This is a genomic window from Clostridium grantii DSM 8605 (assembly GCF_900129965.1).
Lineage (GTDB): Bacteria > Bacillota > Clostridia > Clostridiales > Clostridiaceae > Clostridium_AF > Clostridium_AF grantii.
This window is the reverse complement of sequence record NZ_FQXM01000026.1, coordinates 34314-50730: the sequence shown is the minus strand read 5'-3', so window position 1 is coordinate 50730 and position 16417 is coordinate 34314. Positions and strand designations below refer to the sequence as shown.

The following is a 16417-nucleotide window of genomic DNA, read 5'->3' as shown; positions in this document are numbered from 1 at the left end:
TTATTCACAAGTGTAAGAACGCCTCCGGCGTAATGTTTTTGAAGATTTGATAATACAAAGTTTTGATAAGATTCATGAGAAACATATTTAGGTTTCATTTGTAACACCCCAATCACAGTTAGTAAAGGAAATAATCCCTTCAATGCGATTATTGGGTTGATTTTCAAAAGTCAAGTGTTTTTTTGAGTTTTAATAATATTTTTTAGAAGTGAAATTTCCAATTTCACTTTAAGAAAATAAAAAACTTCCTACTAAAAGTAGGAGGATTACAACTAAAGTGTTTTGAGGAAACCCTTAAAACATAACACTCGGTTAATTCCGAGAGTCTATTATTATGTAAGGAGTATCACTACAAAATATTTATTTTTTTAGGGTATTTAACTGGAAGGGGAACCATAAAACTATGAAAGAATCAATTATTTTAGATAAAAAAGCATCGGATGAAGCTGATATAATAGATAATGCAGCTAATGAAAGCGATTTATATTTGAAAAGTCTAGAGGAAAGAGTAACAATTTTAACCACATTAAAAGAAGTAAACTTTTATATGGGTAATTCTTTGGAATTAATTGATGTTATAAAAAATATAATAGATGTAGTTTTAGGGGTTTTAGGGGTTACTTCATGTTCCATTTGTTTAAAAAAAGAATCCAAATGGAGTATTAATGAAAAAAATATGTTAGTTAATACCAATGTGATTGATGACAAATATGTAAATGAAATTTATGAAATTATAGAAAAACAAGGTGGAGAGTTGCTTATAAAAGACCTTGCTCATGAACCTAAATTTAATCAAACAAAGGGATCTTTTATTGCTATTGAAATAAATAGAAAAGATATCAAGTATGGATATATTGCTCTTTATTATGATAACCCAGAAACAATATCTGAATCGAAGATTGAATTGTTTAGGCTTATTGTGGCACAATTTGGACTATATATTGAAAATGCATATTTATATGAAAGTGTTACTTTAGCTTCTATAACTGATAATTTAACAGGAATGTATAATAGAACACATTTAAATAGGACTTTAACTAATAAATGTTTTACTAATATAGAAAAAGTTGGTATTATAATGGCGGATATAGATGATTTTAAAAAAATAAATGATAACTATGGACATTTGTTTGGTGATGTTGTATTAAAGTATACAGGAGAATTATTTAAAGAAGTGGCTAAAGAATATAATGGTACGGCTTTTAGATATGGTGGAGAAGAAATGCTTATAGTTTTTGAAAACATAGATAAAGAAAAACTATGTAGTGCCGCAAACGAAATAAACGAAAAATTTAGAGAAAATACTTATTTTAAGAAAGATAAAAAACTTAATTTCACTATAAGTGTTGGAGTTTCCAAAGATATTTTATATTTTAAAGATTTAGATATATTTAAGCTTATTAATCTAGCGGATGAAGCTCTTTATGAAGCTAAAAAAAGTGGGAAGAATTGTTATAAAGTTAAAACTATCTAGTTAATCAATTAAATAAATAAAAAACAAAAAACAGCTTAAGCTGTTTTTTTTTGAATAAATACTTTAAATGATATAAAAAAGTATACCAAAAAGAAAATTTTTAAAAATAATTTTTGTGAAAAATTTGTTGAAGTTTGATAAGCGGTTTCATCTTGTAAGTGCATTAATAATAAATCGACAAAATACAATAAATTCCATAGAATTTATTTCAATTATATGGAATTTAAAGTGATATTTTGTTAGTATAATTAATTATTTTTAAAAAATATAAGGAAATTATATAATATATGAACATCTTTACAAAAATATTACAAAGTGATAGAATATTTTTACAAAGAAAATTAATGATACTTTTTGTAAAAAATACAATATTTGGGAGGAACAATATGTTAAATTATTTAAAAACTTATGTAAGATGTTTACCAAAAACAAAAAAAGGACAAGCAATGGTGGAGTATGCTTTAATAATTGGATTGATTGCGGTAGTATTAATAGCAGTAGTAACTAGTTTAGGAACCGGGATTAAGGGTAAATTTAATTCAATTGTTACTGGACTAGGTGGAACAGCAGTAGAGTAGATATTAACATATTTTATAAACTTTCACACAGATAAAATAGTCTATGCAAAAGCATAGACTATTTTAAAAATAATCAAGCAATTTAGAGGTGATATAGTTGAAAATAAAAACTATTAAACACAAGGGGCAAGCATTAGTGGAAACAGCACTTTTATTGCCCATAATGTTAATGTTGATTTTTGGAATTATAGAATTTGGACTTATATTAAATACAAATATTGTTGTATCAAATGCTTCTAGAGAGGGTGCTAGATATGCATCCCTTGGATATACAGATAGTGAAGTGAAAACTTTAGTAAATAATGAAACTTCTACTTTAACTATTAAAGAAACGAAAATAAATTATGAAAATAAAGGGACAGATGATGAAAATGTTGAAGTTATTGTGACTTGCAGCTATAAGCTAATAACTCCAATTGTAGGTAATTTAATTTCTGAATCAGGTACTTTTGATATAAAATCTTCCACAAAAATGAGAGTTGAATAGGAGGAAACCATGATAATGATAGTCAATAAGAAAAAAGGGACAATTACTATAACAATTGCTATATCTATGGTGGTTTTGCTTTTATGTGTAGCTTTATCCATTGATATTGGAATGTTAGCAGTAGAAAAAAGTTCACTACAAAATGCTTGTGATGCGGCGGCGCTTGCAGCAGCAAGGGAGTTGCCTAATACAACCAAAGCAGAATCAGTTGCGCGAAAATATGCAGTAGATAATGGTGCTGAAAATGATAAAGTTAACGTGGCTTTTTCTGAGAAAAATTACAAAATAACTGTTACAGCAGAAAACAATGAAGTTAAATTTTTATTTGCTCCTTTAATGAATAAAGATAAAGGACAGGTTGTTACATCAGCTTCTGCAATAACTGGATCAATCTCAGGTATGAAAAATTTAAGACCTTATGCTATTGAAGACACTACATTGGAATTTAATAAGGAATATAATTTAAAAGAAGGTGCTGGTAACGGATATAGTGGAAATTATGGTACTGTATATTTAGAAGGTAGTGGAGCAGATGATTTAAAAGAAACGGTAAGAAATGGTAGTAAAGAAATGCACTATATAGGAGACCTAATATATACAGCTACTGGAAATAAAGTTAGCGTAAATTCAGAAGTTCAAACTTTAATATCAAAATGCAAAGATGGATGTACTAGCAATAATTATAAAGAAAATTGTCCAAGACTAATAACAATACCAATAGTTGATTCATTAAATGTTAACGGTAAAAAATCCGTTGAAATTGTAGGGTTTGCAAAGTTCTTTATAAATGAATTATCTATTGAAGGAAATGGAAATGGACATACAACTATAAAAGGATATTTCATAAAAAGTGTAGAATCTGGAAAAGTAGATGGAGCAGCAACGAATTATGGATTAAGCGGAATAAAGCTTGTAAAGTAGGAGGAGAAAAATGAAAATCAATAAAAAACCAATTATAATAGCTTTTTTGTTAGCGATTATAGCTACATTTGGGGTTTATAAATATATACAAAGTATTTCCATAGATGAAGAGGAAGAAATAGCTTACTCCGAAGTTTACATAGCTGCTAACGATATAAAATCTAAAACCGAAATTGATGACACTATGATTAAACTACAGAGAATAGAATCAAAATATGTTTTGAAAAACGCTGTGTTAAATGCAAATGATATAATAGGAAAAATAGTCTCACAAGAAATTATTCAAGGAGAACAAATTTTATACAATAGATTACTTGTAGAAGAAAACAATGAAGCTTTTGCTTATAAAATACCAATAGAACAAAGAGCTATATCTATAGAAGTGAATGGAGTAAATGGAGTAGCTCATTTCATACGACCAGGAGATCATGTAGATGTAATATTATTTAAAGCAGAGGAAGAAAAAGATGAAAAAGGAACAACTGTAATATACCCAGGTATTGCGAAAACCATATTGCAAAACATATTAGTTATCGCAATTGATCAAGATACCAATAGTTCTTTAAATGATGATTCCAAAAATGGAATTATTAATGAGGAAGAAACAGAAATGGCTAGAGTTACCTTTTCTTTAACTCCGGAAGATTCCGAAAAATTACTTGTAGCGAATATGACAGGGGAAATAAGATTGACATTAAGAAATCCAGAAGATAGTGAAAGTGTTGATACAAATGGAGCTATTGCAGACGATATGGTTCCTAAAAGAAAATAAAAAAAAGAATAAATTAGCATATTTTATAATAGAGGTGTAATTATGGATATTATTAAAGTATTTATTGCTGATAAGAATTCAGATCATAATATTGATTTGAGAGCTTATTTCTCAAAATCAAAAAGAATAGAAATAGTTGGAGAATGTAGCGATGGAAATCTTGTAGTAAAATCATGCAAAGAAATGAAACCAGATGTGGCAATCATTGATAAAGATTTATCAGGTCAAGATGGATTTGCTATTACTAAAATACTTACATCTATTATGCCTAATATTATAGTAATTATTTCTTGTAATAAAAGTGGAATTGACAATATGAAAAGTGCTATGACATCAGGCGCTAGAGATCTAGTGGAAAAGCCACTAAATACTCATGAAACTTTGCATAAAATTATAAGCCTTTATGATAATTATAAAGATGTATTATATTCACAAAATGCAAAGGATTATAATGAGATTGAAGTGAGAAACAAAATAATCACAATTTTTAGTACAAAAGGAGGGGTAGGAAAAACTACCCTTACTTCAAATATTGCTGTGGCTCTTTCTGAAAAAACTAAGGAAAAAGTAGTGGTATTAGACTTTGATTTTCAATTCGGGGATATACCTATTATGTTTGATATTTATCCTAGAAGAACTATTTTAGATTTATATGAGGATATAGATAATTTAGATGGGGAATTAATAGAGGAATATCTTATTGAACATCCTTCAGGAATAAAAATTCTTCCAGCACCGTTAAATCCAGAGCATGCAGATGTAATAACGAGTAATCTTATTGAGAAAATACTGAAACTTCTTTCAGACAAATATAGGTATGTAGTAGTAGATACAGCCCCTATATTTAATGATATAAATCTTGCTACACTAGATGCATCAGATAAAATATTATTTGTTACAACATTAGATTTATCAACTATTAAAAATGTAAAGCTTGGATTGCAAGTTATGAAGAAACTTGACTATGAAGAAGGAAAAGTATGTATTTTATTAAATAGATATCATAAAAATTTTGGTATTACTAAGCTGGAGTTAGAAAAAAGTGTGAATAAAAAGATTTTATTTACAATATCAGAGGATGCTGTTGTAGCTACACAAGCTATGAATAAAGGAGTTCCTTTCGTTTTATCACATAGAAGAAGTAAAATAACAAAACAGTTAATGGTTGCAGTAGACAATATTATAGCCGATAAAACTGCTAGGAAAAAAGTATTTTTACATAAATAATATACCAATTAGATTAGAATAGGGGTAATTTAGATGTCTTTAATGAATCGATTAGGAAAGAGTAATAGCGGTATGAATTTAATGGATAATGATTTCGGTGAAGATGTAAAATTAAATAGTGATAGGTGGAACCCTCAGGTAAAAAAAGAAGAAAAAGAAAACTATTGGGAAATAAGAGAAATAGTTCAGGAAAGACTTATTAAAGAATTCAATGATTCAAATCATATAGATTCAGATAAATTAAAAAATAAAGTTATAGAGATTCTTGAAGAAGTTACAAATGAGAAACAAATCTTAATAAAAAATAAAGAAAAACAAAGTTTAGCAATAGAAATTATGGATGGAATCTTAGGTTTTGGACCTATAACAAAATTAATCCAGGATGAAGATGTTACAGAGATAATGGTTAATGGACCAAAACAAATATATATAGAAAAAAATGGCATGTTAATTGAGTCTGATGTTACATTTAAAGATAATGATCAAATAATGAATGTTATTGAGAGGATTGTATCCCCTTTAGGAAGAAGAATTGATGAGTCATCTCCTATGGTGGATGCAAGGTTACCGGATGGTTCTAGAGTTAATGCCATTATACCTCCTCTTTCACTTAATGGACCAGTTGTTACAATTAGAAAATTTTCTAAAGATCCATATACTATAGAGGATTTAATTAGTTTTGGATCTTTGAATGATAGTATGGCAGCATTGATTCAAGATTGTGTAAAAGCTAGAATGAACATCTTGGTTTCAGGTGGAACAGGAAGTGGAAAAACAACTACATTAAATGTAATATCTTCTTTTATACCTAGTGATGAGAGGATTATTACTATTGAAGATGCTGCTGAATTACAACTACATCAAGCACATGTAATAAGATTGGAAACAAAACCAGAAAACCTTGAAGGTAAGGGTAAAATAAGCATAAGAGATTTAGTGAAAAATTCTTTAAGAATGAGACCGGATAGAATAATTGTTGGTGAGGTAAGATCTGGAGAAGCTTTAGATATGTTACAAGCAATGAATACAGGTCATGATGGATCCATCACTACTGGTCATGCTAACTCACCAAGGGATATGTTAGCTAGATTAGAAACTATGGTTATGATGGCAGGAATGGAAATTCCATTAATGGCAATAAGACAACAAATAGCCTCAGCAATTAATTTGATAGTTCAGCAAACTAGATTTAAGGATGGCAGTAGAAGGATAACTCATATAACTGAAGTTCAAGGAATGGAAGGAGATATTATCGTACTACAAGATATTGTAAAATTCAATTATTTAGGTATGGATCATAATAACAAAGTTTTTGGTGAATTCGTATTCTCAGGATTTAAACCTAGAGCTTTAATGAAAAAATACTAAATGTTTTATATAATAGTATATTGTAAATCAAAGGGGATGAGATCTTGATTTATTTACTTTTACTCATTGTGTTTATTACTTGTTTAAGTATTGTTTTGCTTATTCTTAAAGCTATATATTTTAAAAGTCCAATAAAAAGGTTGGATGATTTTAATTCACCTGAACTACAAAGTGGAGAAAACAAAAGTGTTAAGGGCAAGAAAAAAATTTTAAAAGAGAATTATGGTTTAATTGGAGATAAATTTATAAATATATTTGCTTTATCAAAGATTAAAAATAAATTAAATGTATCTCTTCAGAAAGCAAATATTTTATTCAAAGCAGAAGAAATGATTTTTGCTATTTTCATTTCTTCAATTAGTTTATTCCTTGTGGCATTAATTTTTACAGCAAATATTTTAGTAAGTTTAGTTTTTGGTGGAGGAACAATACTTTTCTATAAAGTATATATAGATGCTATGGTTCAGAAAAGAATGAATAAATTTGATGAGCAATTACCAAGTACAGTTGATATGATTATTACTTCTTTAAAGGCAGGTTTTAGTTTTGTTAATTCTATAGATATAATTTCAAAAGACATGCCTGCTCCTATATCAGAAGAATTTGGATTAGTATTAAAAGAAGTGAAACTTGGATTGCCTATGGAAAAAGCTTTAAATAATTTGATGAATAGAATGCCTAGTGAAGATTTAGAGTTAGTTGTGATAGCTACATCTATTCAAATGCAAACAGGTGGGAATTTATCTGAAATACTAAATAATATTTCAGAGACTATAAGGGAAAGAATATTACTTAAAAGAGAGGTTAAAACATTAACTGCTCAAGGAAGAGCTTCCGGTACTATACTTATTTTTCTCCCAATAGTTTTGGGAATAGTATTAACTTTAATAAATCCTTCTTATATGAAAGTGCTAATTACAAATACTAAGGGTTTAATTTTACTAATCATTGTAGTTATTAACGAGATAATTGGATTTTTATTAATTAAAAAATTAACAGATGTCAAATTATAGGGGTGGGAAAAGTGGATTATTTATATACAGTACTATTTTTTACCATTAGTTTTGCAATATTTTTTATATTAGCAAATGAAATATATTTTAAGAAAAAAAATGTTGAAGATAGATTAGAAAAAATTGAGAAACATTATAATGAGGATATAGACTTGGAGGATATTAGAAACAAGCCTTTTAAAGATAGAATAGTAAAACCATCTCTAGAAAAAATAAAAAATTTGATACAAAAAATCACTCCTAGAGAAGTAAGAAATGAGATAGAAAGAAATTTAAAAGCAGCAAATTATCCTTATGGATTAGGAGTAGATGGGTGGATAGCATTAGAAGTTTCATTTTACATAATTATACCATTCTTATTTTTTCTCGCCATTAAAGATGTAGATACTCTATTGAAAAATAAGATATTTATATTTGCTGTGTTTTATATAATATGTTATTTTTTGCCCAATGTTATGTTAAAAAGTAGAATTCAAATGAGACAAAAAAAAATTATCCACCAATTTCCAGATATTTTAGATTTACTTACCGTAAGTGTTGAGGCAGGTTTAAGTTTTGATGCAGCTATGAGTAAGGTAGTAGAAAAAGCTAAAGGGGAGATGGTATCAGAGTTACAAACAGTACTGAATGAAATTAAATTAGGTGTTACAAGAAGTGAAGCCTTAAGAAATATGTCACAAAGAATGAAAATATCTGACATAAATACTTTTATTTTTTCTGTAATACAATCTGAAAAAATGGGGGTAAGTATCTCAAGCGTACTTAAAGTACAAGGAGCACAAGCAAGAGATAAAAGAAGACAAGCAGCAAGAGAAAAAGCTATGAAAGCTCCAGTAAAGATGCTTATTCCAATGGTTTTATTTATTTTTCCAGCAGTGTTTGTAATTATATTAGGTCCGGCCGCAATACAAATGTTGGAACAATTAGCAAGGGGGTGAGTTTATGCAAATTAAAAATAAAACAAAGAATTTAATAGTGAGTAAAGAGGTTATTATTGCCAAAAACTTTTATTCGCGATTAAAAGGATTATTAGGAAAAGAGAATTTGCCAGAAAATCAATGTTTAATTATTTATCCTTGTAAATCAATACATACATTTTTTATGAAGTTCCCAATAGATGCTGTTTTTATAGATAAAAACTACAAAGTATTAAAAATTCTAAAAAATATTAAGCCAGGAAAAACAAGTTCTTATGTGAAAAAATCTTGGGCTGTAATAGAAATGCCTGTGAATACTTTAGTGGAATCTAAAATATCAACAGGAGATGAGTTATTACTCTTAAGTGATAATATTTAAAAAACTATCCTAAAATAATTGGGATAGTTTTTTGTTATTGTTATAATTTATAATGAAACTGTAATATATTTGTTATTTTTATGAATATAGAAAGTGATATAATATATTTAAAATGTAATAATGTGTAAAGGGTATCTACATTATTAAACAGTAATAAGAATTATAGGAGAGGTGATAAATTATGAAAGGTAGTAAACTATTTTGGATTTTATCTATAGTTTATTTTATGATCTATTTTAGTTTGTTGAGATGGATATGGAATTTATATGTTCCTTTTAATGTAATAACAGAAATTATTGCCTTTCTTTTAATAATATTAATAGTAATTCCTTTTTCAAGTATAAGTGCTACTAATAGCATAAAATTATTAAAAAAATAAACAACACCTAAAAAATAACTAAGAAACAGGGGGAGTGATTTAATTGTCATTGATAAAAAAAATAGTATTCATTTCAATATTAATGATTTTATTTGTTTTTGGTTTCACAAATGAAGCTTTTGCTGAAGATGAAATTAAAATAAATGTTAATGTTGGTTTTGATGGAACTTATAAGATGGGATATTATGCACCTATTAATTTGGAAATAACTAATAACTTGAAGGATATTCAGGGAGAAGTTCAAGTAGGAATCTGTGATGAAAATGGGAATACTACTATGTATTCTAAAGAAGTAAATCTTCCACAAAACTCTACTAAAAATGTAACTATTAATATGCCTACTTTAAATTATACTTCAAAAATGTACATAAAATTAAATGAGGGAAAAAAAGTTTATTACGAGGAACTTAAAAGCATAAGTTATGGAATTGATTCTCAATATACTTTGATAGGGGTTTTAAGTGATAATCCAGATAATATAAATTATCTTAGTGATTTTAAAACCTTAACTTTTCAAAATAGTAATTTTAGTCAAAGTAAAACTATTTATTTAAATGAAACCATGTTTCCAGAAAGTATTAATGCTTTTGATAGCTTTAATGCATTGATAATAAATAATTATGATACATCAAAGTTAAATGAAAAACAATATAATGTGTTAAAAGCTTGGGTTAATAATGGGGGAACCTTAATCATCGGGACAGGCCTTTCTTATGAAAAAAGTTTGAATTTATTCTCAGATGATTTTTTAGTAGGTGATATTGGGAAAGTAGAGAAATTTAACACTAAAGCTATATCTGATTATACTGGTGGATTAAATGAAAATATGGATATAAATCTATTAAATTTAAATGTAAAAGATAGTATATCTATATTAAAAGATAATGAAACTTCTATTATACAAAAACTAGAAAAAGGAAAAGGAACAATAGCAGTTTTGTCTTTTGATTTAGGGTTAAAGCCAATATCAGATTGGGATTTTAGATATGAATTTATTAAAAAACTTAGTACAGACGTGTCTCCAAACAACTTAGTTACCAACCCTGATGAAAAAATGAATATGTTTAATGGAATTCAATATAATTTAACAAATATTCCAGAACTTCCTATGCCTACAGCAGCAAAAACTCTTATAATTTTTATGATTTATTTTTTATTGGTGTCACCAATTAGTTACTTAGTTCTAAAAAAGCTAGATAAAAGAGAATTAATGTGGGGAGTAGTACCTTCTTTATCTTTATTTTTCATTGTTGTGATGTTTGTATCGGGAATTTCAACTAGAGTGACCACTTCTGTGGTTAATTCAATTAATTATATAAATGTTGGAAAGAATGGAAATAATGATATGAGTAGCTTTGCTAGTATTTTAACTCCTACGAAGCAAGATGTTATAGTGGAAGAAATAGATGAAAGAAAATTAATACCAATGATGAATAACGATTATTATATGTATAGTTCTTATCAGCCAATGTCAGGAACTTCTTTAAAAGTAGAAGATGTCAAAATTACTTCAAAGGTCTTGGAAGGAAACACTAATTCTATAGAGTTTTTTAGTAAGGCGGTTTTTAGTAATAATGCAATAGAAATTGGTAATGGTATGGCTCCAGAGGGGAATATCCTAAGTGCTGTTAATTTTTCAGACAAAATTTACTCTGGGACAGTTACAAATGAGTTTGATTTTGATATCTACGATTGCTATATTTTATTAAATAATAAATACATAAGTATAGGAAATATTAAAGCGGGGGAAACAAAAGAAGTAAATGATAAGGGGCATAGCTATGGAGGATATATTTATGATTTAACTGATAAAATATATAATAGAAATGGATACAACAATATTAGTCCTTTTACCAGTGGCGATAAACTTCAAGAAATTAAGAAGTCTCGTCAAAAATCAGAGTTTTTAAATACTTATTTCCAAATGCAAAGTAGTATAAAAAACGCTAAAATTATAGCATGGGCAGATACTAAATTTAACGATGATTTTTTAATTAATGGGAAAGAAGTTAAAAGTTTTGAAAAAAGTTTAATAATCGCTGATGCAGATGTAACTTTTATAAAAGATGGTAAAGCAGAATATCCTTTAGGGTTTACTATTCCAGAGATTATTCCAGTTGGAAATGTCAATGGAGGCTATGATCAATATAGTGGGTTTATTTATGGAAAAGGGGATTATCAATTAAATTTTTCACTTAATGACTATCAAATAAATATGGAAGAAATAGGTGTTAAATTTACTAAAGCCACTAGTAGTAATGTAGAATTATATATGTACAATAATCAAACAAATCAATGGGAATTAAGTGATACCAACAGCTATGAAGTACTTGAATCAGATTTTAATAAATATTTGGATTCACAGAACAGATTCAAGCTTAAAATAAGTATTTTAACGGATGGAATGGAAACAGAAATTCCAAAAATCTCTGTGAAAGGAAGTGTAAAATAATGCTTCAAATAGAGAATTTATATAAAAATTATGGAAAATTTAATGCAGTTGATGATTTGAGCTTAAATATTGAAGAAGGAGAAATATTTGGTTTTGTGGGACCTAATGGAGCAGGAAAAACTACTACAATGAAGATAATATGTGGCTTACTTAGTGCTACAAAAGGGCAAGTGTATGTAAATGGGGTAGATGCTATTAAAAATAGTAAAGAGGTTAAATCCTACATTGGGTATATGCCGGATTTCTTTGGAGTTTACGATGATTTAAAAGTTAGTGAATATTTAAATTTTTATGCCTCTATCTACGGAATAACAGGAAATGAGAGCAAAAAAGTTTGTGCGGATTTATTAGAACTTATAGATTTATCAAACAAAAAAGATGCTTATGTGGATAGTTTATCTCGTGGTATGAAACAAAGACTTTGCCTTGCTAGAAGTTTGGTTCACAATCCTAAAATTTTAATTTTGGATGAACCAGCTTCTGGAATGGACCCTAGAGCAAGATTTCATATGAAAGAAATTCTAAAAAACTTAAAAGATATGGGAAAAACTATTATAATAAGTTCTCACATTTTATCAGAACTTTCAGAAATATGTACTACTATTGGGATAATTGATCATGGAAAAATTGTTATCAAAGGATCTGTAGATGAGATAATGGATAAAGTATATAAAAATAGAACCATTAAAATAAAAGTAACCTCAGATATAAGCAAAGCTATTAGATGTCTTAAAGAACATTCAGCTGTAGATAATATAATAGAAGGTGAAAATAAAGTGGACTTTGATTTTGTGGGGAATGATGTTGATATGAATAATTTGCTTAAGGAATTAATAAAAAATGAAGTTCCCTTAGTTACTTTTTCACAAGTAGATGGAAATCTTGAGGACATATTTATGAGAGTGACAAATGGAGGTGAAGTTTAATGAGAATTAATCCTGTTATGGAAAAAGAATTAAAGGTTAGAATGAGAAATTGGAAAGCAGCTGGAATGATTGGTGGATATGTAGGAGTATTGATGTTATTTGTTATGTTTGTATTAATTGAAACAATAATGAATTCTTATTATTCATCTTATGGCGGAGGAGAATTTGTAACTATTTATGCTATCCTAGCCATTATTCAATTTGTTTTAATAGCTTTCATAGTGCCAGCTTTAACTGCTGGGTCTATAGCTGGTGAAAGAGAGCGTCAAACACTAGATTTACTTTTATGCACAAAATTGTCACCTATATCAATTATCTTAGGAAAATTGTTCACTTCAATAAATCAGATTTTGTTATTGATTGTAGCAGCACTTCCTGTTTTTTCAATAATATTTTTCTTTGGAGGTATTTCATTATTTCAATTATTACAATTATTGATTTTTTATGTAATACTTACTATAACTATTGGAAGCATAGGTATTTTTTGTTCTACTTTTATAAAAAGAACAACTCCAGCAACGGTTTTAACTTATGTTTTTATTATGTTTTTAACTTTAGGAACTATTTTTATAGCGGCACTTTATTTATTGATTTATAATAGAACTGGCACAATGCAAAATACTTTTCCTCTTATATATTTAAATCCTATTGCAGGACTAGGTTCTTTGCTTACTTCACAGGTGGGGAATGCAGGAATGTTTTATATTCCAGGGGTTTATAATTTTACAGGTAAGGAAATTGCACCATTTTGGGTTATAAATTGTGGAATTAATTTAATAATGTCAGCAGTTTTTCTTCTTTTGGCATCTATAAAGCTTAATCCCATAAAGAAATCAAAAAAAATAAAAATTAACAAAGTAAAGAAAAATAAGAAAGATAAAATAAAAAGTAAGTAAAACGAAAAGGGGTTTTTTATTTGGAAAATGTTGATTTGGATATAAAGAAAATCCTTAATAGAATTAAAAGAAGATTATTTGTTGCTCAGCTAATTAACTATTTAATTATATGTATTATTATTGGAGTATCAATTGGAGTTGGAATAGTTATTTTATCAAGATTTATACCTATTTATAAGCCCTATAGATTATCAGGAATTTTAGTAGGAATAGCAGCATTAATAAGTGTGATTTGGTGTTTTATTAAAATGCCAAAAGATATAACAACGGCATTAAAAGCGGATTCTTTAGGATTAAAAGAAAGAATTACAACTTCTCTTGAATTAAAGGGAAATGAAGAAATTATGGCACAGTTACAGAAAAAGGATGCTTTAAAACATATAAGAAAACTAGATTATAAAAGAGAATTAACTTTGGTACCTAATAAAAAATTCCTAATTTCTCTATTAATTTTGGTTTGTATTTTTTCGGCTTTAAGTTTTGTGCCTAATGATTTAAATGAAGTTGCAATTAAAAATCATCAATTAAAAGTAGATAAAAAAATTGCCATTAAAGAAGTAGAAAAAATAGAGAAAAAAGTTGAAGAAAATAAAAATATTGATGAAATAAAGAAAGCGGAATTACTAAAGAATCTATCAGAATTAAAAAAGCAAGTGAAGGAATCAGAAAACAAAGAAAGTATTGATAAAAACTTGGAAAAAAGCAGTAAAAAATTAGAACTTTTGAAAAAAGAACTTTTAAATGATGATTTAAAGAAAGTATCAGAGGCTTTAATGAAAAATGAGTTAACTAAAGAAATGGGAAAAATGTTAAAGGAAAAAAATCAAGAAAAGTTGTCAGAGGAATTAAAAAAAGTTTCTGAAAAATTAAAAGATGCTTCCCAGGAGAAATTAAGTGAACTTGCTAAGAATTTAAATGATTTATCAAAAGAATTATCAAATAATCCTGAACTTGCTGAGAGTATTGGAAATCTAGCTTCTAAATTAGCAGAGGGAGATGCGGGCGCATCATCTGAAGCTTTAAGTGAAATGTCAGGTAGCATAAGTGAGTTAATGGAAAATGCTGAATTTGCGGAGGCTCTAAATAATGTAGCACAAGCTTTAAATTCACAGGCTCAGGGAGAAAATAACGGAAACTCTCAGGAACAGGGTAGTGGTGATGGTAATGGTGAAGGCAATGGAACAGGAAAAGGACAAGGGAATGGGAATGGTAGTGGGGGACAAGGAACTGGTACCGGTGGAGGAGCAGGAAGTGGAAGCGATAAGGGCAGTGAGGAATCACCCGAAGGAAGTAATAGTGGTGGGTTAAGCAATAAAGACGGTAATAACGGTAAAAATGTAAATGATTATGATAAAATATTTTCTCCTACAAGTATGGATTCACAAGGTGAAACTTCAATATTGACAGGACAAAAAAATGACGATGGAAGCTCACAGCAAATCATTACGGAAAAGGGAGTAGGTATCAAAGGTAATTCTGTGCCTTATAATCAAGTAATGGGACAGTATAAAAATAAAGCTTATGAAAATATGGAGAATTCTTATATACCTGATTCTATGAAAAACTTGGTTAAAGATTATTTTTCATCATTAGAAGAATAACAAAATAGCTAGTGAAAATTTATTTTAGGAGTTGATATTATGGATATTAATGAAATGGAAATCAAATCTTTTGCTGAGAACGTTAAAAAAATAGAAAATGAAATATCAAAGGGAATAATTGGACAAAAGGATATAGTTACTCAAGTTTTACTAGGAATTTTGGCGGGTGGAAATATACTATTAGAAGGAGTTCCAGGCTTAGGTAAAACTCAGTTAATTAAAACTCTTTCAAAAGTACTAGATTTAGAATTTTCTAGAATTCAATTTACTCCAGATTTAATGCCAGCTGATGTGGTGGGAACAAATATTATTGTAAAAGATTCAAATGGAGAGAATAAATTTAGATATGAAAAAGGGCCAGTATTTTCAAGTTTAGTTTTAGCGGATGAAATAAACAGGGCAACTCCAAAAACACAATCAGCTTTGCTTGAAGCAATGCAAGAGCAAACTATAACCGTTGGGAGAGAAACCTATAATTTGCCACAACCTTTTATGGTTTTAGCAACTCAAAATCCTCTTGAAATGGAAGGAACATACCCATTACCAGAGGCCCAACTAGATAGATTTCTTTTTAAACTCTTTGTACAATTCCCGAATTTTGAAGAATTAAATGAAATAATAAATTTAACAATAACTAACAAAAAAGTAGAGCTAAATAAAATTATTGATGGAGGTACCATTTTAAGAATGAGGGAAATAGCTAGAGAAATACCTATTGCAAAGCCTGTTCAGGAATATGCTTTAAAAATTCTTTTGGCTACTCATCCAGATAAAGAAGAATCACCGGAAATAACAAAAAAATATATACGTTTTGGAGCAAGTCCAAGGGGAGCACAAGCCATAATTTCAACTGCAAAAGTACGAGCGTTAATGGAAGGTAGATTCAATGTTTCTTTTCAAGATATAGAATTTGTTGCTTATCCAGCATTAAGACATAGATTCTTTTTGAATTTCGATGCTATAGCAGATAAAGTTAGTGCAGACCATATAATTTCAGAAATAATAAAGAGTTTAGGTGGGATGTAAA

16 protein-coding genes are annotated in these 16417 nt (G+C 28.2%); all 16 read left to right on the top strand.

Annotated features, from left to right (window positions below; translation table 11 throughout):
* Window positions 1-403 precede the first annotated feature (403 nt).
* The 16 genes from BUB83_RS17290 to BUB83_RS17215 all read left to right on the top strand — a co-directional run bounded on the left by BUB83_RS17290 (window position 404) and on the right by BUB83_RS17215 (window position 16416).
* Window positions 404-1474, top strand: coding sequence for a sensor domain-containing diguanylate cyclase (locus BUB83_RS17290; RefSeq protein ID WP_073340079.1), 1071 nt, complete (start codon window positions 404-406; stop codon window positions 1472-1474).
* Between the two features lie 386 nt (window positions 1475-1860).
* Window positions 1861-2052: a Flp family type IVb pilin gene (locus BUB83_RS17285; protein ID WP_073340076.1), complete on the top strand. Its 192-nt coding sequence runs from the start codon at window positions 1861-1863 to the stop codon at window positions 2050-2052.
* Window positions 2053-2149: 97 nt separating this feature from the next.
* Window positions 2150-2539: a TadE/TadG family type IV pilus assembly protein gene (locus tag BUB83_RS17280; RefSeq protein WP_084133650.1), complete on the top strand. Its 390-nt coding sequence runs from the start codon at window positions 2150-2152 to the stop codon at window positions 2537-2539.
* Between the two features lie 9 nt (window positions 2540-2548).
* Window positions 2549-3460, top strand: a complete 912-nt coding sequence (locus BUB83_RS17275) for a pilus assembly protein TadG-related protein (RefSeq protein ID WP_073340073.1) — start codon at window positions 2549-2551, stop codon at window positions 3458-3460.
* 10 nt (window positions 3461-3470) lie between these two features.
* Window positions 3471-4232 carry a Flp pilus assembly protein CpaB gene (gene cpaB / locus BUB83_RS17270; protein WP_073340071.1) on the top strand — a complete coding sequence of 254 codons (762 nt, stop codon included), beginning with the start codon at window positions 3471-3473 and terminating at the stop codon, window positions 4230-4232.
* A 42-nt stretch (window positions 4233-4274) separates the two neighbouring features.
* Window positions 4275-5459: a CpaE/TadZ family protein gene (locus BUB83_RS17265; RefSeq protein ID WP_073340068.1), complete on the top strand. Its 1185-nt coding sequence runs from the start codon at window positions 4275-4277 to the stop codon at window positions 5457-5459.
* Between the two features lie 33 nt (window positions 5460-5492).
* Window positions 5493-6827 (top strand): TadA family conjugal transfer-associated ATPase, encoded by a 1335-nt coding sequence (locus BUB83_RS17260; RefSeq protein WP_073340065.1) that lies wholly within the window; start codon window positions 5493-5495, stop codon window positions 6825-6827.
* A gap of 44 nt (window positions 6828-6871) precedes the next feature.
* Window positions 6872-7840, top strand: a complete 969-nt coding sequence (locus BUB83_RS17255) for a type II secretion system F family protein (RefSeq protein ID WP_073340064.1) — start codon at window positions 6872-6874, stop codon at window positions 7838-7840.
* A gap of 11 nt (window positions 7841-7851) precedes the next feature.
* Window positions 7852-8778 (top strand): type II secretion system F family protein, encoded by a 927-nt coding sequence (locus tag BUB83_RS17250; RefSeq protein WP_073340062.1) that lies wholly within the window; start codon window positions 7852-7854, stop codon window positions 8776-8778.
* Window positions 8779-8782: 4 nt separating this feature from the next.
* Window positions 8783-9136, top strand: coding sequence for a DUF192 domain-containing protein (locus BUB83_RS17245; RefSeq protein WP_073340061.1), 354 nt, complete (start codon window positions 8783-8785; stop codon window positions 9134-9136).
* A gap of 181 nt (window positions 9137-9317) precedes the next feature.
* Window positions 9318-9515: a hypothetical protein gene (locus BUB83_RS17240; protein ID WP_073340060.1), complete on the top strand. Its 198-nt coding sequence runs from the start codon at window positions 9318-9320 to the stop codon at window positions 9513-9515.
* 43 nt (window positions 9516-9558) lie between these two features.
* Window positions 9559-11967, top strand: coding sequence for a hypothetical protein (locus BUB83_RS17235; protein WP_073340058.1), 2409 nt, complete (start codon window positions 9559-9561; stop codon window positions 11965-11967).
* Window positions 11967-12893, top strand: a complete 927-nt coding sequence (locus BUB83_RS17230; RefSeq protein ID WP_073340056.1) for an ABC transporter ATP-binding protein — start codon at window positions 11967-11969, stop codon at window positions 12891-12893. Before BUB83_RS17235 ends, BUB83_RS17230 begins: the two co-directional genes overlap by 1 nt.
* On the top strand, window positions 12893-13789 hold the full coding sequence (locus BUB83_RS17225; RefSeq protein WP_073340055.1) for an ABC transporter permease: 897 nt from the start codon (window positions 12893-12895) through the stop codon (window positions 13787-13789). Before BUB83_RS17230 ends, BUB83_RS17225 begins: the two co-directional genes overlap by 1 nt.
* Before the next feature lie 20 nt (window positions 13790-13809).
* Window positions 13810-15390 carry a hypothetical protein gene (locus BUB83_RS17220; RefSeq protein ID WP_073340053.1) on the top strand — a complete coding sequence of 527 codons (1581 nt, stop codon included), beginning with the start codon at window positions 13810-13812 and terminating at the stop codon, window positions 15388-15390.
* Between the two features lie 39 nt (window positions 15391-15429).
* Window positions 15430-16416 (top strand): AAA family ATPase, encoded by a 987-nt coding sequence (locus BUB83_RS17215; RefSeq protein WP_073340052.1) that lies wholly within the window; start codon window positions 15430-15432, stop codon window positions 16414-16416.
* The last annotated feature ends 1 nt before the right edge of the window (window position 16417 follow it).

Bases quoted from the DNA above. Each gene is read 5' to 3' on its own strand.
- BUB83_RS17240 (WP_073340060.1), top strand. From the start codon at position 9,318: ATGAAAGGTAGTAAACTATTTTGGATTTTATCTATAGTTTATTTTATG.
- BUB83_RS17245 (WP_073340061.1), top strand. From the start codon at position 8,783: ATGCAAATTAAAAATAAAACAAAGAATTTAATAGTGAGTAAAGAGGTT.
- BUB83_RS17215 (WP_073340052.1), top strand. From the start codon at position 15,430: ATGGATATTAATGAAATGGAAATCAAATCTTTTGCTGAGAACGTTAAA.
- BUB83_RS17260 (WP_073340065.1), top strand. From the start codon at position 5,493: ATGTCTTTAATGAATCGATTAGGAAAGAGTAATAGCGGTATGAATTTA.
- BUB83_RS17225 (WP_073340055.1), top strand. From the start codon at position 12,893: ATGAGAATTAATCCTGTTATGGAAAAAGAATTAAAGGTTAGAATGAGA.
- BUB83_RS17265 (WP_073340068.1), top strand. From the start codon at position 4,275: ATGGATATTATTAAAGTATTTATTGCTGATAAGAATTCAGATCATAAT.
- BUB83_RS17275 (WP_073340073.1), top strand. From the start codon at position 2,549: ATGATAATGATAGTCAATAAGAAAAAAGGGACAATTACTATAACAATT.
- BUB83_RS17285 (WP_073340076.1), top strand. From the start codon at position 1,861: ATGTTAAATTATTTAAAAACTTATGTAAGATGTTTACCAAAAACAAAA.
- BUB83_RS17290 (WP_073340079.1), top strand. From the start codon at position 404: ATGAAAGAATCAATTATTTTAGATAAAAAAGCATCGGATGAAGCTGAT.
- cpaB (WP_073340071.1), top strand. From the start codon at position 3,471: ATGAAAATCAATAAAAAACCAATTATAATAGCTTTTTTGTTAGCGATT.
- BUB83_RS17230 (WP_073340056.1), top strand. From the start codon at position 11,967: ATGCTTCAAATAGAGAATTTATATAAAAATTATGGAAAATTTAATGCA.